Source organism: Bacteroidetes bacterium GWF2_43_63 (genome assembly GCA_001769275.1).
Taxonomy (GTDB): Bacteria; Bacteroidota; Bacteroidia; order Bacteroidales; family DTU049; genus GWF2-43-63.
On record MEOQ01000020.1, the window covers coordinates 1 to 22,457 of the forward strand.

The following is a 22,457-nucleotide window of genomic DNA, read 5'->3' on the forward strand; positions in this document are numbered from 1 at the left end:
CTTTGTTTAAGTTGAACATTTAAAAATTTGTAGCAAATATAATTTGACTACTTGTTGCAACTTCTTCAAAGACCTTTTTTATTACATGGATACTCCTGAAAAAACAGACGAAGCAATTGTTCCTTTCTCCAGTAATGGGGCATAATGATTTTGCGACGCACAAAAATAATTAGCGGCATGGTTATCGCAATGCGCCCCGTCTAAAAATTTTTTTTGATCATCCCTTTTTATGCCAGTCACCTACTGCGATTGCAATTGCAAGCCTGTCGAATAGCCGATCTCCGAAATACCTGCGGTTTAGTTTGTAGCAGAACTCATCAAGATATGCCTGGAGATATTTGCCTTTGATTTTATGATAGATACCCAGCAGCGTACGTTTTGCATTACTAATTGCCACATGTACCCATTTAAGAGTGCTTGTTGTGACTTCTTCTGAGGATTTTTCCACGATATGTACTTCAACATATTCTGAAATGTTGACATAGCTTGTACTCTTATCTGAGAACACAATGCTTTTTTCATCAATGCTTTGTTCAACCATCTGATCTATATTTTCGGCCTTGTGATTTTCCAAAACTTTCATCTTGAAAAAGCGGCACTGATTGCTTTTCTTGCCTGTATTCAAGTCTTCAAGCGGTGTTGACTCTGCCATTACTCCAACATTCTTTTTCTTTTTGCTGCCACGGCCACGCTTTTGATTTTCTTTATCCTCTTTGCTTGTTTCGGTTACAAAGTATCCTTCATCAATTTCTATCATGCCCTCAAGCTGATACAGTTCTTCTCTCTGACCCATTGCCGCACGAATCTTATGCATCATTGCCCAAACCGGCTCATATCGTTTATGTCCCAACTGCCGCTGTAACTCGGTTGCGGATATTCCTTTCTTGCTATGAGTCATAAATGCCATAGCCAAATACCATGTACGAATTGGCAGATTCGAATTTTCCATCATGGTTCCACTTCGCAACGTAGTCCTGAACTCACATTCAGAACATTGCCACATGTCTTTTGCTTTTAACCAATAGTGTTTTTCGCATCCACAGCGCTTACAAACTATGCCTTCTTTTTCACGAACATGCCTGAAATGATCTCTGCAGCTTTGTTCATCAGGAAAGTTTTCAATGAATTTGATTATTTTCACGTCAAATAATTTCCCTATAAGGTACAGGAATTTTTTAATCTGGCATTATTGCGGAGATACAAAAAATTTTTTAATAAAATGAAAACATTCAAATTAACAGCAGCGCTTTTTTTAGCTGCAACAATCATTCTTGGATTCAGTAGCTGCAAAAAATGCAACGGCGAAGATCCGGCAGCACGCATCGTTAACGAGGGCAGCGAAAAAGCCAGTGTTCAGATAAAGACATCGGGTGGAAATACCGAAAACATAAACAACATTGAGCCGGGCACGTCTTCGGCTTATGTGTCCTATGCACCGGGCGAAGTTGTATTCACTGCAACGGTTGACTCCGTGCTGTTTGTTGATACCGTATTTATGAGCGAATGCTTCGATTACGACATCATTATCAACGAAAACAACACCATCTCTGCCACTGCTGTTGACAGGAATGATTAATTAAAGTCATCCTCTCTTACTGGCACGGCCTGGTAAAAACTAACAGGCGCGGAAATGAAATTCGTGCCTGTTTTTTTATTGCACATACATTAAAACGCTTGCATTGGCGTGGGTTAATTAGTCGTTGCAAAAACACAAAATCCGAATGCTTAGTTCCCGGTCCCTTACTGAGTTTTAGCTATACTGACTCAATCGGGATCTCCCCGAAAACCGCCAGACTCCTTTCTTCTGCGAATTACGCAAATGAACGCGAAAGATTTTGCACCCCCTCAGCAGGTCTTATTGACGCAAATGCGAATCAACATTCATCTGCGATGTATGCTGATTCAGCGTTTTCAATAAAACTCCCCATTAAAAATACACCACCTCATCCCCCACCAGAATCTTGTATTTTTTCTTTTCAAGATTGAAAAAGATGACAATCCGCACATTGCGCGCGTCGTACACAGCAATGAAGGCATCGACGGGAGATTCGTACAAATTGATTTTATTAGATTGCTGCTTTAGTGCCACTTGCTGTCGTAATGCGGCTTCACGTAGTGTCATATAAGTTTGATCAATCATGTATTTCCAGACGGTGTCGCGTGACGAAGCATTCAGAACCTCATATTCCATGCGTAACGCAGTGGTATCAAAGGCCGGAAAGCGATGTTTGAATTCATCAATGGTTTTCACATAACGATAGGCGCCAACCTGTACAAACGCCCGGTAAGGCTTGAACGCAATGGTATCGAGTCTCTCTTCGAGTTCAATCAGTTTCTGCTCGAATTCAGTTACAACCGGCACGGTGTCTATTACTTCTACTACAACGGTATCCGGTTTGATAACCGGAATGGTGTCTTTAATTATTTCGCAGGAATAAATATCATAATTTCCACTGAGGTTGCTGCTAAAATAAAACACGGTGTCATACACCACCAGATCGCGCACATCGCTTGCAATAAAGCTGTCCGGGATGAATGATACCGCTTTGGGTGCAGACCATTTTGAGCCGTCAAATGTAGAATAATACGGTTTGAATTTTCCGTTGCGGTTGCTGCTGAAAAGCAAAGTGCCGTCGTCCATTACACGAACATCCGTCTCATCGGAAACGGCATTAACACTATCGATCGACAAAACATCTGATAATTTCATTTTCTCATCCGCCAAGCCGAAATACAGATCAAATCCACCTTGTCCGCCACTTCGATCCGATGAAAAAATCATCCAATTGTTAAATGAAGACGCTGACTGTTCCTGACTTTCGTCCGTATTCAGCGGAAACGGAATGCGTTTGAAATGATTGTATTTTTCTTTTCCGGATAATCCGGCGGTTGAATAAATGTCGCCTCCATTCCAGGCACGGAATAGAAAGACCGCCTTCTTATCAGCGCTGATGCCGGACACCGCTGTATGATCATCGGTGTTGTAGAAATAGCTGTATTTTGTTTTACCATTTTTCGGATTGTATTCATACACGTTCTGATTGCCTGCCAGCGACATTTCGCGCGTTTCGGGATTCACCCGCTCCGAAGTAAAAATCAGTTTTCCCGAATTCAGCAATACAGGTGCATAATCGCCCTGAGGACAATTAAGCTCGCTGACCGGTTTTATTATCAGCTTGCCGGCTGCATACAGACTATCGATCCGCAACAACGCTTGTTGTGCAAAACCCGCATCAGCTGCGTATATCAGAAACGTCAATATAAAAAACAGCGAACGTTTCATTAGCGTGCTGCTTTTTGTTCGTTGAAAATCTTACGAATAAAAATCGCATTACTCACACCGGCATAAGTGGCATTGTTCTTCACTGCATCGGACATACCATAGGCAAAGGCATAACCGAAACTGAAGCTCTGTGCAGTGATTCCGGCGTTGAAAATAATTGATGAATTATTTCTGTACCCTGCGCCCACCCAAAATATCTTGCGGTATTTGAAATCGGCGCCAAGCTGAAATCCGAAAATTTTATTGCTCATTCCTGCAGCAGCCCAGCCCTGCAGCGAAGCATTTTCATTGAGCGAATATACATAGGCCCCCTGCAATCCGATGACCGGTTTCATCTGGTTGTCTACAACATTATTCATGAATCCGTAACGGACAGGGATCAGCTGCGAAGCATTAAGTCCAATATAAAATTTATTCTGGCTCACCAGCGCTATGCCCGCAGATGCATTTCCTGCCGGCTGATGCATAGTTCCGCCTGCAAGTATGGGATCATCGTACTGATTGACTACCGCATCATCTATATTGAATGTCATCTGATTGAAGGAGCCGGTCCCGTGAAACACCAGCTTCATGGCCTTTTCAGGAGCCAGATTCAATGAATATAAAAAAGAGAAATCGGCGGACAGCATCGTTGTAAGTCCTGCTTTTTCGCGGTTTATAACAAATGCAGCACCGGTGTTGTTACCAGTCGGCGCCGAGAGTGCGAGTGTTTGATAGACAGGTCTGTTGCCGAATCCGTCGATGCGCGATCCGGTCGAGAAACTGAGTTGCGGAACACCGTACCACGCCGACAAGGCCTGATTCTGTGTTTCAGGCGCAACATTCTGAAAAGGGCTCAGGCTCTGGCCTACCTGAAACTGTGCAAAAAGAGCTGTGCAGATTAGCAGCGATATGCTGAAGATTATAATTCTTTTCATGGCTTAGTATTTTACGTCAATACTGTTCTTGTATTCCTTTTCGATGATGCCGTCGTTCAGACGCACAACATAATAATAGACGCTGTTCGCAGGAGCATCATTGTCGAGCGGATTCCACGCGCCTGCACAATCGGTGGTTTCAAACACCAGCTTGCCCCACGAATCGTAAATCTGCATGAAGAAACTCACGTAATTACAAGCGCCTTCTACATAGTAGGTATCGTTGAATCCGTCCCCATTGGGCGAAACAAGATTCGGCAACGTGAAGCAATCGCCCAGTTCGCTGTGAATAACAACGGTCGTTGTATTTGTACACGCGCTGTCGTCAGTAGCGGTATAATTATACACACCAGATACAAGGCCCGAAATCATCGTTCCTCCCGTAGCAGTAAATCCGTTCGGTCCTGCCCATGTGATATCGTAGTCCGGCTTCGGATCACCTCCTGTGATAAAAAGTGAAATGGAACCATAAGTGTCGTTGTCACAAATGTTGTGAACAACAGTTTCAGACACCACCATGGGCGTTGCCGATTGATTAATGACAAAATCATAATATCCCTGGCAGGCAGTCTGGTTGTCGGTGATTGTAATGGTATAAGTTCCTGCAAGAAGCGCTACCCCACCCTGATAAATAGTATCGTTGGTTGTAAAGGAACCATCAACAAATTCTGTGTCCCATGTGTAGGAGTAATAATACCCGGTATCAGCCAACAGAGCTGTAACACTTGCATTTCCTTTGAGCCCGTTGCAAACATAACCAACCAGGTTTGATGTGTACGGAATCGTATCCACATTCGGAATTACAATAGTGTCGAACACCATGCAGTTCCAGCTGTCTGTTACTTCAATTCGATAGGTTCCTCCGCGCACTCCGGAAATATCTTCAGTATAAAAGGTGGAATCGAAATTTACATCACGCCAGAAATAGCTATATGCCGCAACACCGCCACTGACGCCGATATCGATAGCACCATTGTTGAAGCCGTCACAGGTGCTGGGGGTGATTGTCACTGTGGAAATGGCTATTTGTGCTGGCTGCGTGAGATCGTAGGAATAAACTGCAGTAGCCGCAAGCGCGTCGGTAACAGTGACACTGTAGGTTCCGGCACTCAGATTGTGAATGGCCTGGGTGGTCTCAGTTGTGTTCCACAAATAGGTATGCGGAGCAGTACCAAAGCCAGGCACGGCAATGACAGCACCGTCGGTATCACCAAAGCAGGTGAGGTCGTGGACTACCTGAATCTGCGCCTGCAACGGAAACAGGGACACTAAAAAGGCTATAAAAAACAAATACTTTCTCATGGTGTTGGAATTCGAACTCAATTAGGCCTCCAAGATACACAATTGTTAAATAAGGGCTGATGAATGACCTATCACTTTAACACAATTGTTAAAATAAAAACTTCAGCAACCTGGCGGGTTATGTTTGCATTTTAACGTTATCTGAAAATCCAACTAATCGATTTATCAGGTTTTACCTGGCCAATAAAAATCAGTCAAAATAAATGATCAGATTTTTAATCAATATATTTACTATTTTTACCTCTGTAAAAAGCCATTTTATGCAACAGTTTGATCAGATAATATCAATAATGCCTTTGCTGATATCAGTGGTTGCCATTGTGATGCTGCTCTTAAGATATCTGCTGCTTCGAAAAATTCATCATTTATTCCTGTTACTGGTTTTTGTACTTCTTGCATTCAGTTATCTCTACATCTGGCTTTTCTGCCAGGCAGAATATGAGATCATCGCATGGCTATTCCCATTACGACAGCCAGTGAAGATGCTGCTTATTCCAGCCTGTTATTTTTTTATGATTTCGACCTTTCTGGGTAATAAAATGCAAGCCGGTATCGCAATGCTTCATATCCTTCCTGCCATTTTTGTATTTGTTGGCTTCATTCCATTCTGGTTCGTGCCGCAGGAAATTCAACTTGGGTACCTGTCACAGGATTACACGAACACCACAAACAATTTTGTCATTACAAATGTGCAGATTCTCCGATTAGTGTCAGTATTCATTATATTCAATGCAATGCTCCTTGTTTATTCACTTCTGGCCATCCGTGAATTCAACCATTATAAAAAAACACACGCCCATTCACTTTTTCTGATTAAGGGAACCAGCACATTTACTGTCACTTTGGTGTTTCTTACTTTATTGCTGGTGCTGGTCGACAACGCCTATTTCCTTGGTATCTCACAAATGCAGAATTCAAGAATAATGTTCAGCCTGCTTTCTACTGTCATATTATTGCTGATATTCATTTATGGGTATTTGCGAAAAGAATGTATTTCGTTCGAAACAATAGAAACAATGTTGAATGCTAAAACGCCTACAGAAAAGCAACGATAGAATTGTAGCGACTTTCATTAGCCAGCTTTATTAATGGCACTGACACCGTCACTACAGCGATCGGGAAATAATTCGTGACAATGAGTAGTTTTTATATAGCCTCTAAACATCTGTCAAAGAGACTTCATAAAATAAGTAATGTGGCATGGCTGCAGCAGTTGAGATCAAAACGAAAACAAATCGAGGAAACATACCCTTGTGAAATCAAATATTTTTAGACAAGTACTAACAAATTGCCAAAGAATGACATATATTTGCATTCAAGGTAAATCATGAAATATGAATTATTTCGATCTGGCTCTTTCAGTTCTGCCACTGGCGATTTCTTTTTCAGCTTTTATACTGCTGCTAAAAAGGTATTTTCAACTTAAACAGCTGCATCACTTGTGTCTGTTCATCGTTTTCGGATTGTTGACGTTTACCTATTTATATTTCTTTATATTTTGTATAAAACTGAACAGTGTTGCTACAATTCTGTTTCCGCTCAGGCAGCCGGTCAGCTTGTTGCTGATCCCGTTCAGCTCATGCTTCGGCTTTGCCTTATTTCTGGGAGCATCGGTTCCTTTCAGAAAAGTGTTCATTCATTTGTTGCCGGCCCTGTTTGTCTTTATCTGCTTCATCCCTTTCTGGTTTCTCACGCCTGCACTTCAGGTTGAATATCTGTCCGGTGCATTGCCAGACAATTTTGATAATATGATTGTTAGAAATACCGACACACTTCGTCTGACTTCCATCTACGTTCTCTTCAACGCTCAACTGGTTTTATACAATATTTATTTGGTTTTGAAATTCAGAAACTACGATAAAAAAAGTCCAGTATCGCTGCATGCTCATCACGATGCAGGAACAATTGCCATTATACTTGTTCTTTTCACCTTTCTGTTGGTTTTAATCAACAACGCATATGTTTTGGGAGTGTCAATGTATCTGGGTTCAAGAATTTTTTTCAACAGTACATCAGCCGTCATTTTACTGATGGTTTTCCTGGCCGGATATTTAAAAAAGCAAAGTCTTGCCAGCGAAAAGCTGCCTGGAATTGACGAGGAAGACACTAATCCGGGCATATAAATTCGAATATTTTAAGTTGCCACAAGGCAAAAAGGCTCTAAATCAGTGAACTTAGCTCGCTGCCTGCTACTTGGTTTCAGCCCCAGCCAACTGGCGCGTATAAGATTTCCGGGACAGTGTTTTTGCCGCAAAAAGCGAGTAATTCACACCTGATTTCATATCGCATTGTCGCATCATCGCCCCCTCGAATTATCGCATCATCGCACCATTGCCCCATCGCATTTCGCATTATCGAACAATCGCATCTTGTGTTTTCACATCTCCACATTCGCGACCGTGTCACGTTTCACGTGAAGCGCACATCTTCACATCATAACGGCATCATCGCTACACGATTTTATCGTCTCTCTTTTTCCCACATACGCGCAGCGTCACATTTTCACATTCATTCGCATTTCTACATAAGCTCCGCCTCAATCTCGCTCATAGCCTGCAAAGCCATCGTGGCAAAAGCCTCAATCGGCAAGTCGATTTTTTCGCATTCAAGAATGTTTTCGCGCTTCACGGAAGCAGCAAAATTCACTTCCTTCATGCGCTTCACAACCGACTTCGGCTTCACACTGCTGATTTTTTTATCCGGATAGACCAATGCTGTGGCCATAATCAGACCTGTGATGGTTTCAGCTGCTGCCAATGCATGATGAAACCGCGTGCTGCGAGGCTTCGGAGCCGACATTTCGTTGTGCAGGCTGATGGCCTCAATGGCATCTTCGTGAAGGCCTGCTTCGCGCAAAATGGGCACACAGACTTGTCCGTGCGTCATCGCATCGGCGTTGGTGATTTCGACATCAATGTCGTGCAGTAGTCCGGCCAGTCCCCACAATTCTTCATCTTCGCCAAAATGGTCCGCCACTGCGCGCATCACTACTTCCGAGGCTAGACAATGTGCTTTCATACGAGGATTCTTAATGTGCTGGTCAAGTAATTCGAGTGCGGTGGTGCGTGTCATTGGATTTTTTTGCAAAGGTAAAAAATCGTGAAATCGAAGAAATGTAATACCATCAATAACGGGCATCTAAGCGAATATTCCGCCGCGCTTCGGACGAATTTTCCCATTTGCCGGATTAAACATGTAAAGAACCTCGTGATTTGTTATCAAATTGAATATCAACAACTTCATATTGCTGATAATTAGACAGAACCCCAAGGTAAGTCTATCGGAAAATGAAATCTAATGCCATGCTGATATTAAAGAGTCAATTGCTTGAAAAATAAAATATTAACACCAACCTCATAGAGTATGAGTATCCACATATATATACATGGTGCATGCATTGGTTAATACGGAGTCAATTGTTCTTACTTGTTAATTGTCAAATATTTATTTTTAGAATTAGAATAAATAAGGCGTAATTTTGCAATACGGACCGAGCGACAAATAAAATGCTCAAGGTCGAAATATTTTTTCGTGCAACCTGTTTAGAATAGAATTTCTCAGGAACTGCAAAAATAAAAATTCCGGGTTACTTTTTTCATGATTAAAGTACATGTTTGCTCACCAACGCGAGTTCAACAACAATTCTACATGCTTTTCAACCCAAACTTTAATTAAACGACTTTTATGAAATTTATTTCTGTTTTTTTCTTCTTCTTTTTTCTGACATTATTGACCCGGGCTCAGGTCAAAATTGGTGACAATCCTGGCTCCATCAATTCCAACTCTATGCTCGAAATTGAGAGCGGTAGCAAGGGGTTTCTGGGGCCAAGAGTCGCAATCAATGATATAACAAATGCGTCACCTCTAAGTGCACCCGTTCCCGAAGGCATGCTGGTGTATTCCGACGGAGGCGCAGTAGCTGATGGTTTCTACTATTGGGACGGCAGTCAATGGGTGAAACTAATTACCGGCGCTGACAAGCCACAGATCTATTCAAAAACCACATCCAGCACACTAACCAAATCGGAGACCTTTGTAGTGGCCAGCAATGACATAACAGTGACATTACCTGCAGTGACGGCAACCGACGATGGAATAAAAATCACCATTAAGAATATAGGCAGCCATATGGACCTTGTTGTTGTGAAAGGCAACAGTGGTGCTCTGATTGATGGTTTGGACAGCTGCAATATGAATCGCTTCATCTCTCGAACCTATGTAGCTTACAATGGCAACTGGATTGTTCAGGGACGCGAACCGCACCTCGAAGACATCCTGGATGTATCGCCGGATGATAGCTGGCAAAGCTTAAACGAAGTCTTTGAATACCTGGAAGAACACATGTCGGTTCCTACCATTGTCAGACTGAGTGGAAGCGACTATGAAGTTAGCAACACCATCACCATTGACCTGCCGTATCCGGTAACAATACAGGGGGCTTCGTATGGCTCTGCTGCAATTATTCCGGCTGCTTCACTCAGCGGAAAACCCATGTTTCGCTGCGTATCGGAGACGTATTTCAAAATGCTCGACTTTGTCGGAAATCCGGCGCTGGCTGGTTATGGAACCAATGTGGGCGAAGATGCCATCCGCTTTGTGGGACCTGATACTTATAATGAGATAAAAGACTGCGTTTTCGATGGATTTTACAACACTATCCTAGATTCCACCAATGCCGAGCTCTGGATTTTCGAATGCGATTTCTATGATGCTACAAATAATGGATTGCTCATTCATGGAAATGTTCCGGGTGTGAAGATCCGCATTTCGGAAACCGATTTCATGAATTGTACACGTGGAATTAATTTGGATAAAGGTTCGGCAGCTGCCTTTCATGCTGGTTCAATTGTATTTGAATGCGTCAATGCAACAGACACCGCCCTTGTCTATCACCCGGCCGGGTTCACGTTCTCAACCATTATTATCAAAAACACTGCGTGGAACCATCTTGGATATTATATTGAAGGGTTTGATTTTTCACGTACCGATGGACGTGATGCAGATGCTGAAATTGCCAACAATTTAGGGATAGAGGATAAAACGCCGCATGCGAAAATCAACGTTGTGAATAATGGAACAACAACTCCGATTACAAATGCGTCCACATGGTACAAATGTGTATGGACAAATACTTCAAGCATTTCCTGCAAATGGAAAGTTGAAAACAATAAAGCCACTTACCTGCCAACGAATAAACGCGATGCATATGTGATCATCACCGGCAATCTGACGAGTAGTTCAAGCAACAGAGTTGTGACAATTGGTCTGGTAAAAAACGGAAATCCATCTGTACTCTTTGGCGAAACAAATCTCAGAATAACCACTGCTGCACAACCCTTCCAGTTTTCAACCGTCATTTATCTCGAAGACATTTCAAAAGCAGACTATTTCGAATTGTATTGCTCCGTTAACAGCAGCGGGCTGAATGTCACCTTTCAGGATGTGCAATGGTATATGAACACACAATAAAATGCAGATTGGAAAATACACTATGAAAACTCTCATCTTTATATTATCAACTCTATTAATTGTTCCCCTTCTGCAGGCACAATTAACCAACAATGGCAACCTGCAGTTTCACGATGAAACCACTGTTGCAATCAAGGGCGATTTTGTAAACAATGGGGTCTTTGCCGACTCCAGCCAGACGGTAATTATGAACGGCAATACGGTTCAGAGCATTAGTGGCAGTGCTGCTACAGGCTTCAATAATCTAACGCTTATAAATGCTTCGGGCGCACAACTCCAACGAAATGTTTTCGTTACAAAGACACTGGTTCTGGAAAATGGCCCACTGGAAATAAACTCAAATACGCTCACCATTCTCAATGATCAGACAACGGCCATAAGCCGTACCAATGGATATATTGAGTGTGAGAAAACAGACAACAGTAGTATTGTGGCGTGGCAAATCAGCTCAACAGTTGGAAGTCATATCATACCGCTGGCAACTTCAACTGGCGAATACATTCCGTTTACCGTCAATGTCACATCTGGCGATGTTGGACTGTTCACTCTTTCGACGTACCCTACAGCCAGCGACAATATGCCACTGCCAGTGAGTCCGGTGACAGTGACACATTTGTTCGATTATAATTACATTGATAATAGCAGCAATGTTGCGGATCGCTTCTGGCATTTGACAAAAAGCGGCGCAGGTGGCGTTGCGACACTCACTTTCACCATTTCTACGACCGAAGCAGCAGGCGTCAGCACCATGATTGCGCAACGTTGGAACGAGTCAGTCCAGGGATGGGACGCACCCCTTCCGGAACAGACTGCAACTGCGACCTCTGTGACCGTACCCGACGTTAGTTCATTCTCGACATGGGCATTGGCCTCATCCGACAATCCACTGCCCGTAGAACTGCTTACATTCACTGCCGAAAAAAACGACGAGACCGTGCTTGTGTCATGGGCTACTGCCACTGAAACAAACAATGATTACTTTGTGATTGAAAAAACCTCCGATTTCGTTCACTACAACGAAGTGACTCAAATTGATGCAGCTGGAAACTCCAATATGCTTATTAATTATTCAGTAACAGATTATCAGCCATTTTCAGGAGTTAGCTATTACAGGCTTCAGCAGACCGATTTCTCCGGCCAAACAGAATACAGCCAGTTTGCAGCGGTGAATTTTGACCCGGCCAATCAGACCAGTGTTATGGTTTACCCTATTCCTGCCACTGCCGGCGAATTGAATATCCGCTTAAACAATTTCAGTGATGGCCCTGTCCTGATAGAAATCACGGATATGCAGGGGCGTTGCAGATACAGCAAAATGTTTGAAGTGAACAGTCCGGATATGGATTTTTGGCTTCCTGATACTGAATTTCTGGGCGAGGGACCAATGCTGATAATTGTTTCCGGTTTTGATGGTATGACAACCCAAAAAATCCTGATTCGCAAAAAATAAAAATGGTTAGTCTGGAAGACCTTACCGTTTTCGAAGAATCAACATAAAGCATTTGTGGCAGGATCAATGAGTTCACGTAATAGCTCAGAAAGTCAGATGTTTCAAGTCCCTGCATACGAGGTGTTTATTCTTTACAAAAATAAATTTCCCCAATCATTTGGTCAGTTCAAATAAATTTTCTACTTTTGCAACCCAAAATTCACGGAAATGGCAAAGAAATCAAAAGAAGCGCGCGTTCAGGTTATCCTTGAGTGCACCGAGCACAAAAATAGCGGTGTTCCCGGTACTTCGCGCTACGTTACCGTTAAAAACAAGAAGAATACGCCTGAGCGTATGGAGCTGAAGAAATACAACTCTATTCTCAAGAAAGTTACTGTTCACAAAGAAATTAAATAAGCTGAGTCATGGCAAAGAAAGTAGTTGCAACCCTCAAAACCGGCCAGACACGTGGATACACCAAGGCCATCAAAATGGTGAAATCGGAAAAAACCGGCGCCTATTGCTTCAAACAAAGAATTCTGCCTGCTGACGAAGCACAGTCTTTCTTCAAGAAGTAAAAAAAATATTGTCTTTACAAATAAATGACTTCGGGATGCAATTGTATTCCGAAGTTATTTTTTATGCTGGTCTGAATCTCTTCGGCCAGCATTTTTATTTCCTGTCCACTCGCTCCACCCAGGTTGATCAATATTAAAGGCTGCTTATCGTGCACACCGGCATGAAACCCCTGAAACCCTTTCCAGCCGCTCTTTTCAATCAGCCATGCAGCTGGAATCTTAAACTTTTCATCTGCTTCAGCATAAAAAGGCATTTCGGGAAACTTTTTATGTAATTGGTCAAACACCTTTTTCTCAACCACCGGATTCCGGAAAAAACTTCCGGCATTACCAATCTGCTTATAATCTGGCAATTTGCTTTCGCGAATGGCAATGACAGCTTTGCGCACCACCATTGGATCGCTTCCATCCAGATTATTTTCTTGCAGAAATGTTTCTACCGCTTTATAATGCGTGCTGGTTGCGGCAACAGATTTCAGGCGATAATCAACCGACACCACAATCCAGGCGGGTTTTGATTTAAAGATGCTGTGCCGATAGCCAAAGTCGCAATCCTTGTTTTCGATATCAAAGAATTTCTGCGATTCGCGATCGAATGCATGTACGCTTACAATAAACTGCGAAGCTTCAGCGCCATAGGCACCAATGTTCTGAACCGGCGTGCTGCCAACCGTTCCGGGGATATGCGATAAATTTTCAAATCCGAAATATCCCTTAATCAATGTCTGCTCAACCAGTTCATCCCAGATGCAGCCAGCGTTTGCGCGAATAGTCACCTCATCTCCCTGCGACGAAATTACTCCCCAGCCTGTATTATTCATGCGGATCAGCGTACCATTAAAGTCCCTCGTGAAAAGCAGATTGCTGCCCTGACCTATGCAGAATAACGGCTCCGGCAATGAGGATTCGGAAAGCGCGATCAAATCATCAGCATTCTCAATTTCAGCCATGCATACGGCCTTCACATCAATGCCAAAAGTATTGTATTGTTTTAGCGAAATATCGTACGAGATTCTCATACGTGGGTCACTTTAAACGAAAATGGTTTTCTAAATTGTTTGCGTGTTAGAAACAGGAACAAATAATAAACAAAAGCCAAACCCAGTCCCAAACCCGAAGCCTGCAACTCATTCAAACCTGCAGAAATTCCACCCAGAACTCCCGCCAGCAGCAAAATAACCGGAACTATATATCCAAGAACCGCTGCAAGCAAACCCATTCCTTCCGAAATAGACAACTTGACAAGTTCGCCGGGTTTGTAGTTCTGTGGATCCTGTACAAGAACTTCAAATACTTTTTCTTTCATATCCGACGGGTTACACACCTTTTTCATCTGACAGGAAACACATGCAGCAACAGTTACAATGCGCACTTTAAGTGTACTTCCAGTCACTTCATCTACCACCCCATCGTGTTCTATTTCATTCATCTTTTACAGATTTCATATGAACCAAAGCAACTCGTTTCAACTGCTTACTCTTCAAGATTTGCAAGCTGTTTTCCGGCTTTGCGTCTGGCTTTCATCGTATTCATAAGTAATGCAGCAATGGTTGTCAAACCAACGCCGCCCGGTACCGGTGTAATCCACGAAGCTTTTTTGGATACTTCCGGAAAATCAACATCACCCGTCAGTCGGAAACCGCTTTCCTTCTTCGCGTCTTCAATGCGGTGCATTCCAACATCAATAACGACTGCGCCTTCTTTGACCATATCTGCCGTAACGAAATTTGGTTTGCCGATGGCAACGATCAGAATATCCGCCGAAGCCGCAATTTCTTTAAGGTTCACCGTCTTGCTGTGACAGAGAGTTACCGTGGAATTGCCGGGATTGGTAGTGCGCGACATGAGAATGGACATCGGAGTGCCGACGATATTGCTTCGGCCTATCACCACACAGTGTTTCCCAATGGTCTCAATCTGGCATCTGCGCAGCATTTCCATAATGCCATAAGGTGTTGCGGAAATGAAAGTATCCTGACCAAGCACCATTTTACCAAGATTCTCCGGATGAAATCCATCAACATCTTTCTCAGGATTTATAGCTGCGATAACTTTATTTTCATCAAGATGCTCCGGAAGCGGCAACTGGACAATAAATCCGTCAACTTCAGGATCTCTGTTCAGAAACTCAACCACATCCATAAGCTGCTTTTCAGTAGCATTGGATTCCAATCTGTAAATAGTCGAAATGATTCCAACCGAAGTACAGTTTTTTTCTTTGCTTGCGACGTAAGTCTGACTGGCCGGATCTTCGCCAACCAAAACAGCAGCCAGATGTGGCGCGCGTTCACCGCGGTCGATCATCGCTGCAACTTCTTTTCTTATTTCTTCTTTGATCTTTTCGCTGATCAGTTTTCCATCAATCAGATTCATATTTATATTTTTTCTAAAACCTTTTTCGTTACAATCGTGACAGCCGTTACACGTTACAAATTTTCTTCACAAATATGTCTTCACACATTTTCACATATCCACATTTTCACATCAGGAAACCGTTACAATCGTGACAAGGTGACAAGGTGACAAGGTGACAAGGTGACAAGTTAACGAAATTCATTTTCAAATCTGCTCATCATCGCCCCATCGCATCATCGCATTATCGCATCAACAAATTATCTTCTCTTCATCTGTTTCATTTGCTTCATCGCATTGCGTGCCCCGCCAGTGGTAACCATCTTCATCATTTTTCTTGTATCCTCGAATTGTTTGACAAGCTTGTTTACATCAGCAACTGTAGTTCCGGAGCCATTTGCAATTCGCTGACGGCGCGATCCGTTCAATAAAGCAGGATTAGTCCTTTCGTCCTGCGTCATCGAATATATGATTGCTTCGATACTTTTAAAAGCATTGTCATCAATCTCAACGTCCTTCATCGCTTTGCCCATACCTGGAATCATTCCGATCAAATCCTTCATGTTTCCCATTTTCTTCACCTGATGAATCTGTTTCAGAAAATCATCAAATGTGAACTGGTCTTTGGCAAGTTTCTTCTGCAGCTTGCGCGCTTCATCCTCATCAAACTGTTCCTGCGCTTTTTCAACCAACGACACAATGTCGCCCATGCCCAGGATCCGGTCAGCCATTCGTTGTGGATAGAACACATCAATGGCATCCATTTTTTCGCCAATACCAACAAATTTGATCGGCTTATTGACAACAGCTTTTATGGAAATGGCCGCACCACCGCGGGTGTCACCATCAAGTTTTGTAAGAATAACACCGTCAAAATTCAAAACATCATTGAAGGCTTTGGCCGTATTCACTGCATCCTGACCGGTCATGGCATCAACCACAAACAAGGTCTCAGCCGGATTTACAGCGTCATGGATATTGCGGATTTCCTTCATCATCTCCTCATCCACGGCCAGACGACCAGCAGTATCGATGATGACCGTATTTATTCCATACTGCTTTGCGTACGCAACAGCATTTTTTGCAATTCGAACCGGATCAGTCACGCCTTCTTCGGTGTAAACCTGAACGCCGATCTGCTCGCCTAAAACTTTAATCTGATTAACCGCAGCTGGTCGATAAACGTCGCAGGCAACCAGTAAAATCTGGCGTCCTTTTTTGCTTTTCAGATAGGCTGCCAGCTTTGCTGAGAAAGTGGTTTTACCTGAACCCTGTAAACCCGACATCAGGATTACAGCCGGACTGGGTTTCAGATTAATCTCGACTTTGTCGCCGCCCATGAGGGCTACAAGTTCATCGTGAACAATCTTCACCATCATTTGACCTGGAGAAACCGACGACAAAACATCCTGCCCCAGCGCCTTTTCTTTCACCGTGTCGGTGAATTGTTTGGCAGTGGCATAATTAACGTCGGCATCCAGCAATGCTTTGCGGATTTCCTTCACCGTTTCAGCAACGTTGATTTCAGTAATCCTGCCCTGCCCTTTGAGCATCTTAAACGCGCGATCTAACCTGTCGCTCAGACCTTCAAACATAGCTATTCAATTTTGCGCAAAAATAGTCATTTTTTTGCATTTTTCCGAACCATTTCTCCTAAGCTATACTGGTGATAATTGTCATTTTGCCTTCAATAAAACCTCATGCAGGACTATCTTTGTACATCAAAAAATCAAACTACATGAAAACTTCAATAATAATTCTATCGGTTTTGTTAAGCAATATAGCTTCGGCACAAACAGGAACAATTCATCAATTCAAAGTCAAAACCCTGGAAGGAGCGGATTTTGATTTGGCATCACTGAAAGGCAAAAAAGTGATGATCGTAAATGTGGCCAGCAAATGCGGACTTACTCCACAATATGAAGAATTACAAAAATTATACGATCAGTTTAAAGACAAAAACTTCGTCATCATTGGTTTTCCGGCCAACAATTTTTTAAGTCAGGAGCCAGGAACGGCCGAAGAAATCAGGGAATTCTGCAGCCGGAATTATGGGGTATCGTTTCCGATGATGGAGAAAATCAGCGTGAAAGGCAATGGCACACATCCGCTCTACAAGTGGCTTACGACCAAAGAACTCAACGGAGTTCTGGAGTCAGATGTGCAATGGAATTTTCAGAAATATCTGATTGACGAAAACGGAAATCTGGTTGACATGATTCCTCCAAAACAAAGTCCAATGAGCGAAGAAATCATTAAATGGATTGAAGAAAAATAATATGTAAAATCTATGAATCAGGAATAATATGCAAAAAAAAATGGCTGAATTTTTTGATTCAGCCATTTTTTTTTGCAAAGCAAATTATTTATCTGCACGTTTGCGCTCTGTATGATCGAGAATAATTTTCCTCAAACGTAACGCCAACGGTGTAATTTCGAGATATTCATCTTCGGCCAGATATTCCATGGCTTCTTCGAGCGAAAATTTACGGGACGGAGCAAGAGTCACTTTGTCATCGCTACCGGACGCACGCATATTACTGAGCTTTTTGGTAACAACCACATTCACCACCAGGTCGTCCTGACGGATTTGCTCACCGATTACCTGACCGGCATATATATTGTCAAACGGCTCGACAAAGAAGCTGCCACGGTCCTGCAAACGATTGAGTGAATATGCAATTGCCTGCCCGGTCTCCATTGCAATCAGGGCACCGTTGCGGGTCACCGGAAAGTCGCCCTTCCATGGTTCAAATCCTTTAAAACGATGGGAAATAACTGCTTCACCTTCAGTGGCGGTAAGTACAACATTTCTCAGACCGAACAATCCACGGGCAGGAATCGAAAATTCAAGCTTGGTGCGGTCTCCACGATTTTCAATATCCACAATATCACCTTTGCGCTGCGTGACAATATCAATCACCTTTCCGCTGAAATCGGATTTCACATTCACAGTCATCCATTCAATCGGCTCGCATTTTACTCCGTCTACTTCTTTAAGAATGACCTTCGGCTGTCCGACTTGCAGCTCATATCCTTCGCGGCGCATAGTCTCGATAAGAATACTGAGGTGAAGAACACCACGTCCAAACACCAGCCATGAATCGGCTGAAGGAGTGTCTTCAACACGAAGAGCCAGGTTCTTTTCTGTTTCTTTGTACAGCCGGTCTCTCACATGACGCGAGGTTACAAACTTTCCATCCTTTCCATAAAACGGCGAGTTGTTGATGGTGAACAACATTGAAATTGTTGGTTCATCCACATGAATTGGTTTGAGCGGCTCAGGATTTTCAGCATCGGCAATGGTGTCGCCGATTTCAAATTCCTGCGGACCAAAAACAGCACAGATTTCTCCGGCCGGAACTTCAGTCTTAATGCGCTCTTTGCCCAAGCCTTCAAAAATATATAATTCCTTAATTCTCGATTTGACAATACTTCCGTCTTTTTTGCAGATGGCAATTTCGTCGGTAAACCTCAGCGTTCCGCGCAGTACGCGACCTACAGCTATTCGACCCGTATAGGTAGAATAATCGAGCGATGTGATCATCATTTGCAGATTACCTGGTGGAATTATTGGTTCGGGAATACGCTCAATAATCAAGTCAAGAAGGTAACTTACATCTTCGGTTTGGTTTTTCCAGTCAGGCCCCATCCATCCATTCTTAGCTGAACCGTACACAACCGGAAAGTCAAGCTGGTCGCTGTTGGCGCCCATCGAAAACATAAGGTCGAACACGGCTTCCATAGCGTGATCCGGATTACAATTGGGCTTATCAACTTTATTGATAACCACAATTGGTTTCAGATTCAATTCCAAGGCTTTCTCAAGCACAAAGCGTGTTTGCGGCATCGGGCCTTCAAAGGCATCAACCACAAGCAAAACTCCATCGGCCATATTGAGAACCCGCTCAACTTCGCCGCCAAAATCGGAGTGACCCGGAGTGTCGATGATATTAATTTTAAAACCCTTGTACCGTACAGATACGTTCTTTGCGAGAATGGTAATTCCGCGCTCGCGTTCGAGATCATTGCTGTCGAGAATCAAATCGCCCATGTCCTGATTGTCACGGAACAATTTTACCTGATGTAGCAAACGGTCTACCAGTGTGGTTTTCCCGTGATCAACGTGCGCAATGATGGCAATATTCCTGATTTTTACTTTGTCGTGCATCCTGTTTTCAAATAAGGGCGCAAAGGTACGATTTTTTTCGCAGCAGAGTAGTTAAATGTTCAAAATCGGGATGGGAACTGTCTTAAACGTGTCAGGTTACACAACTTTGCGACCTGTTAAATGAATTTTTCTCACAGGAAAATCACGAAATAAAGACACAAGACCTTCATTGCGAAATTGCTACAACAAAGAACTCAATTACCTGTTCAGGTTGCGGATATCGGAACCTGAAGCTGTCTGGAAAATATCAAGGTCGAAATAGCGCGTGGCAGCCAGAATGTGATCGAAAATATCTGCAATGACAACTTCATATTTTTCCCAGTCCTTTTCAACCGAGAATGCATAAATCTCAATTGGAATACCGTTGTCGGCCGGAGACAACTGGCGAACCATTGTAATTTCTTCGTGATTAATGGTCGGTATACTTTTCAAGTATTCGAGCAGGTAGACGCGATAAATTCCAATATTAGTCTGCTGCTGAATATTGATCAGAGAATCCGGTACATTGGTCTGCATGCTGTTGTATTCATCGAGCTCCAGCTGTTTCGAGCCAATATAATTACTGATCAACGCAATCTTCCGGTATTTCTGCAATTCTTCTTCTGTTACAAAATGCACACTGCTGACATGAATATTCACTGCGCGCTTAATTCGTCTGCCAGGGCTTTCCTGCATCCCGCGCCAGTTTTGGAAAGAATCAGTCAACATTCCATAGGTAGGAACGTATGTGTAGGAGTTATCGAAATTGCGCACCTTCACACTGGAAAGGGTAATTTCAACCACATCGCCGTCCGCTTTAAATTTATCAACAGTGATCCAGTCGCCAAGCATAATCATTTCGTTGGAAGACAACTGAACTGAAGCTACAAATCCAAGAATGGTATCCTTGAAAACCAACAGCAGTACAGCAGAAACAGCACCAAGACCGACAAGAAGATTTCCTGGTGTTTCGCTAAGCAAAATAGAAAGCATGAGAATGGCAGCGATAAAACCTGCAACAATTTTCACAACCTGCAAATAGCCTTTAACCGGCTTGAAACGCGACTTTTCAGTATTGAGATATTTTTCGTAAAAGCTGTCCAGCAAGGCAAAACCGCCCGTTACAATAAAAAGAATCAGAATGACCTCTGACAATTTTCTGACTGTAATAATCCATCCGGGATAATGCGGAATCGCAAAAGGGATAAGCTGATAGATAATTATCATCGGAATAACATAGCTGATACGCCGGAGAAATTTTCTATTTACAAAAACATCGTCATAGTAGCCAGGGGTGCGCTTAACAACAGACCTGATGATTCTGAACAAAATAAACTTTCCGATAAAATAAAACACCAATGCGAGTACGCATAGAACCAGCAATAGCACAATCGTTGTCAATGCCCCAATCGGCAGCCAGTCAATATCTATCGAGGCCATCTTCTGTGATGCCCAGACAAACAAATCGGCGAAGGCGGTGAAGTCTTTCATTATTTATCCTCCATAAACATTGGATCCCATGGCGGCAGCATAATGGCTTTCTGCTTCAGAACATCCAGCACTTTGGCCGGAACATATTTTTTATTTATCACCAGTCGGAACATGTATTCATCAAACCACTCATCGGTCATAATCAGATGACCACCATCGAATCCAATGTTGCCCCATGAATTCTCTATCAGCCATTTCACCGGCTTTTCCGACGCATCGACATCAACGCCGACCAAAGTCATTCCATGCGTGCTGCCACTTTCGAAAGTCTGAATCCGCTGCTTCTTGTTCATTGAGAAATCAATCCCATACACACTTTCATAATCATAGTTCTTTATATCAAGCGTGCTCGAAGTCTTGTCATACTGCTTGCCTACATCGCATGAAAAATACATGGGCTCATTGCTCTTGATACTCTCAATAGCCATTAGCTTGATTTCCGAAGCAGGGATATTAATGTATTTCCAGTTTATACCTTCCTGAACATTGCGGTCGTACTGAATTTCATACAACTTGTAATATTCACGGGAGGGATCATCCATAAACATAATGTAATCTGTCGCATTAAAAGTGACCGTTTCTTTGTAGAATGAAAGAGGTGTGTAATCCTTGTATTCACCCGCGGTTTTGTTCTTGTCAATGAAACGGTATTTGAATGCTGTCGGGGGTTCGCCGAGATTATAAACAAGCACTTTGTAAATATTCGATAACATTTTTATTTTCATCTGCTGCAATTCAGCCATCGGTTTTTTGGCGTTGAAAGCTTCGCGCAATGCCAGTGCATTTTGACGAAGCAATGTAGTAAGCACCGACGACATGTAGCGGGTGTCAGTACTGCTTTTGGTTTCCGGCATAATTTCAGCGGGAACAAGACCATATTTGTCCACAAGATTTGCAAATCCGCCCCAGACGCCACCATCACCCATCGCATTTTTCATAAGCCATTCAACACGCCTGTCGTCTAGCGGCTTGTCAGCGGTTTCAAGAATTCCTTCCAAAAACAGATTTGCTTTTTCAAGCTGATCATAGAAAAACAAGTAATTCTGTGAAAACTCGAAATCAGAAAGATTGTATTTCTCAATAACCTGAGGTCTGTACACATTCAGGCTGGCAAATAACCAGCAGCGGCCAGAATTTTTCTGATCCGTTATTCCGGCCGTTTTCACACGATATTTGAAATATCCATCTGGTTTCACCGAATTCGAATAATCGAGTGTCAGTGACTTAAGGTCGTTATTCATCAAAGCATTGATCATGGCCTTGTCGGGGCCAGACGCCTTATAGCTTTCCTGAATTTTTTTCAACACTTCCGGAGTGATGTTCTGTGCCGAAAGTGAAAACAATAATAACACTGCAAGCAGAAAAGTAAAACAGGTTTTCATTTGAAAAGGTTTTTGCGAAAGTATAAATAATCTGATTTATTTCAAAAAATATACGAGATAACTGACAGAAAATAAAAAACCAGAGTCCATGTAAAGACATAGAC

General features: G+C 42.8%; 19 protein-coding genes. 7 read left to right on the forward strand and 12 right to left on the reverse strand.

The features are described from left to right. Positions 1-217: 217 nt before the first annotated feature. Entirely contained in the window at positions 218-1,141 is a 924-nt protein-coding gene (locus A2W93_13435; protein OFY54993.1) for a transposase, read from the reverse strand. 78 nt (positions 1,142-1,219) lie between these two features. On the opposite strand from A2W93_13435, the gene A2W93_13440 reads away from it, so the two are divergent. Next, positions 1,220-1,576: a hypothetical protein gene (locus tag A2W93_13440; protein ID OFY54994.1), complete on the forward strand. Its 357-nt coding sequence runs from the start codon at positions 1,220-1,222 to the stop codon at positions 1,574-1,576. 351 nt (positions 1,577-1,927) lie between these two features. Here the strand turns inward: A2W93_13440 and A2W93_13445 are convergent, their stop codons facing one another. Genes A2W93_13445 through A2W93_13455 form a run of 3 tightly spaced genes read right to left on the reverse strand, consistent with a single transcriptional unit; the run spans position 1,928 to position 5,469 of the window. Further along, positions 1,928-3,283 carry a hypothetical protein gene (locus A2W93_13445; protein OFY54995.1) on the reverse strand — a complete coding sequence of 452 codons (1,356 nt, stop codon included), beginning with the start codon at positions 3,281-3,283 and terminating at the stop codon, positions 1,928-1,930. Then, positions 3,283-4,200: a hypothetical protein gene (locus A2W93_13450; GenBank protein OFY54996.1), complete on the reverse strand. Its 918-nt coding sequence runs from the start codon at positions 4,198-4,200 to the stop codon at positions 3,283-3,285. Before A2W93_13450 ends, A2W93_13445 begins: the two co-directional genes overlap by 1 nt. Before the next feature lie 3 nt (positions 4,201-4,203). Then, on the reverse strand, positions 4,204-5,469 hold the full coding sequence (locus A2W93_13455; protein ID OFY54997.1) for a hypothetical protein: 1,266 nt from the start codon (positions 5,467-5,469) through the stop codon (positions 4,204-4,206). Positions 5,470-5,762: 293 nt separating this feature from the next. Between A2W93_13455 and A2W93_13460 the strand changes: the two genes are divergently transcribed. Beyond that, complete coding sequence (locus A2W93_13460; GenBank protein ID OFY54998.1) at positions 5,763-6,557, forward strand: hypothetical protein; 795 nt, start codon at positions 5,763-5,765, stop codon at positions 6,555-6,557. A 279-nt stretch (positions 6,558-6,836) separates the two neighbouring features. After that, entirely contained in the window at positions 6,837-7,625 is a 789-nt protein-coding gene (locus tag A2W93_13465) for a hypothetical protein (GenBank protein OFY54999.1), read from the forward strand. Between the two features lie 397 nt (positions 7,626-8,022). Here A2W93_13465 and A2W93_13470 read toward each other — a convergent pair whose 3' ends face one another. Further along, the gene (locus tag A2W93_13470) at positions 8,023-8,574 is read right to left on the reverse strand and encodes a hydrolase (GenBank protein OFY55084.1); all 552 of its coding nucleotides are present in this window, start codon (positions 8,572-8,574) and stop codon (positions 8,023-8,025) included. 612 nt (positions 8,575-9,186) lie between these two features. Between A2W93_13470 and A2W93_13475 the strand changes: the two genes are divergently transcribed. From A2W93_13475 to A2W93_13485, 3 genes are all read left to right on the forward strand, one after another. Further along, positions 9,187-10,971 (forward strand): hypothetical protein, encoded by a 1,785-nt coding sequence (locus A2W93_13475; GenBank protein OFY55000.1) that lies wholly within the window; start codon positions 9,187-9,189, stop codon positions 10,969-10,971. A gap of 1 nt (position 10,972) precedes the next feature. Then, complete coding sequence (locus A2W93_13480; protein ID OFY55001.1) at positions 10,973-12,421, forward strand: hypothetical protein; 1,449 nt, start codon at positions 10,973-10,975, stop codon at positions 12,419-12,421. A gap of 207 nt (positions 12,422-12,628) precedes the next feature. Next, complete coding sequence (locus A2W93_13485) at positions 12,629-12,817, forward strand: 50S ribosomal protein L33 (protein OFY55002.1); 189 nt, start codon at positions 12,629-12,631, stop codon at positions 12,815-12,817. A gap of 175 nt (positions 12,818-12,992) precedes the next feature. Here A2W93_13485 and A2W93_13490 read toward each other — a convergent pair whose 3' ends face one another. From A2W93_13490 to A2W93_13505, 4 genes are all read right to left on the reverse strand, one after another. Beyond that, complete coding sequence (locus A2W93_13490; GenBank protein OFY55003.1) at positions 12,993-13,997, reverse strand: UDP-N-acetylenolpyruvoylglucosamine reductase; 1,005 nt, start codon at positions 13,995-13,997, stop codon at positions 12,993-12,995. Then, a complete protein-coding gene (locus A2W93_13495; GenBank protein ID OFY55004.1) occupies positions 13,994-14,407 on the reverse strand; it encodes a hypothetical protein in 414 nt (137 codons plus the stop codon). The genes A2W93_13490 and A2W93_13495 overlap by 4 nt, the downstream gene beginning before the upstream one ends. Before the next feature lie 44 nt (positions 14,408-14,451). Then, positions 14,452-15,351 carry a bifunctional 5,10-methylene-tetrahydrofolate dehydrogenase/5,10-methylene-tetrahydrofolate cyclohydrolase gene (locus A2W93_13500; GenBank protein ID OFY55005.1) on the reverse strand — a complete coding sequence of 300 codons (900 nt, stop codon included), beginning with the start codon at positions 15,349-15,351 and terminating at the stop codon, positions 14,452-14,454. A gap of 239 nt (positions 15,352-15,590) precedes the next feature. Next, a complete protein-coding gene (locus tag A2W93_13505; GenBank protein OFY55006.1) occupies positions 15,591-16,925 on the reverse strand; it encodes a signal recognition particle protein in 1,335 nt (444 codons plus the stop codon). Positions 16,926-17,068: 143 nt separating this feature from the next. On the opposite strand from A2W93_13505, the gene A2W93_13510 reads away from it, so the two are divergent. Next, on the forward strand, positions 17,069-17,608 hold the full coding sequence (locus tag A2W93_13510; protein OFY55007.1) for a glutathione peroxidase: 540 nt from the start codon (positions 17,069-17,071) through the stop codon (positions 17,606-17,608). An 84-nt stretch (positions 17,609-17,692) separates the two neighbouring features. Here the strand turns inward: A2W93_13510 and A2W93_13515 are convergent, their stop codons facing one another. The 3 genes from A2W93_13515 to A2W93_13525 form a co-directional block, all read right to left on the reverse strand. Further along, the gene (locus A2W93_13515; GenBank protein ID OFY55008.1) at positions 17,693-19,501 is read right to left on the reverse strand and encodes a GTP-binding protein TypA; all 1,809 of its coding nucleotides are present in this window, start codon (positions 19,499-19,501) and stop codon (positions 17,693-17,695) included. Between the two features lie 198 nt (positions 19,502-19,699). Beyond that, a complete protein-coding gene (locus A2W93_13520) occupies positions 19,700-20,971 on the reverse strand; it encodes a hypothetical protein (GenBank protein OFY55009.1) in 1,272 nt (423 codons plus the stop codon). After that, positions 20,971-22,353 (reverse strand): aminopeptidase, encoded by a 1,383-nt coding sequence (locus A2W93_13525; GenBank protein OFY55010.1) that lies wholly within the window; start codon positions 22,351-22,353, stop codon positions 20,971-20,973. Before A2W93_13525 ends, A2W93_13520 begins: the two co-directional genes overlap by 1 nt. Positions 22,354-22,457: the final 104 nt, after the last annotated feature.

Coding starts and splice junctions, on each gene's coding strand:
- A2W93_13465 (OFY54999.1), top strand. CDS start 6,837: ATGAATTATTTCGATCTGGCTCTTTCAGTTCTGCCACTGGCGATTTCT.
- A2W93_13520 (OFY55009.1), bottom strand. CDS start 20,971: ATGAAAGACTTCACCGCCTTCGCCGATTTGTTTGTCTGGGCATCACAG.
- A2W93_13515 (OFY55008.1), bottom strand. CDS start 19,501: ATGCACGACAAAGTAAAAATCAGGAATATTGCCATCATTGCGCACGTT.
- A2W93_13490 (OFY55003.1), bottom strand. CDS start 13,997: ATGAGAATCTCGTACGATATTTCGCTAAAACAATACAATACTTTTGGC.
- A2W93_13440 (OFY54994.1), top strand. CDS start 1,220: ATGAAAACATTCAAATTAACAGCAGCGCTTTTTTTAGCTGCAACAATC.
- A2W93_13445 (OFY54995.1), bottom strand. CDS start 3,283: ATGAAACGTTCGCTGTTTTTTATATTGACGTTTCTGATATACGCAGCT.
- A2W93_13475 (OFY55000.1), top strand. CDS start 9,187: ATGAAATTTATTTCTGTTTTTTTCTTCTTCTTTTTTCTGACATTATTG.
- A2W93_13485 (OFY55002.1), top strand. CDS start 12,629: ATGGCAAAGAAATCAAAAGAAGCGCGCGTTCAGGTTATCCTTGAGTGC.
- A2W93_13470 (OFY55084.1), bottom strand. CDS start 8,574: ATGACACGCACCACCGCACTCGAATTACTTGACCAGCACATTAAGAAT.
- A2W93_13505 (OFY55006.1), bottom strand. CDS start 16,925: ATGTTTGAAGGTCTGAGCGACAGGTTAGATCGCGCGTTTAAGATGCTC.
- A2W93_13460 (OFY54998.1), top strand. CDS start 5,763: ATGCAACAGTTTGATCAGATAATATCAATAATGCCTTTGCTGATATCA.
- A2W93_13500 (OFY55005.1), bottom strand. CDS start 15,351: ATGAATCTGATTGATGGAAAACTGATCAGCGAAAAGATCAAAGAAGAA.
- A2W93_13495 (OFY55004.1), bottom strand. CDS start 14,407: ATGAATGAAATAGAACACGATGGGGTGGTAGATGAAGTGACTGGAAGT.
- A2W93_13450 (OFY54996.1), bottom strand. CDS start 4,200: ATGAAAAGAATTATAATCTTCAGCATATCGCTGCTAATCTGCACAGCT.
- A2W93_13510 (OFY55007.1), top strand. CDS start 17,069: ATGAAAACTTCAATAATAATTCTATCGGTTTTGTTAAGCAATATAGCT.
- A2W93_13525 (OFY55010.1), bottom strand. CDS start 22,353: ATGAAAACCTGTTTTACTTTTCTGCTTGCAGTGTTATTATTGTTTTCA.
- A2W93_13480 (OFY55001.1), top strand. CDS start 10,973: ATGCAGATTGGAAAATACACTATGAAAACTCTCATCTTTATATTATCA.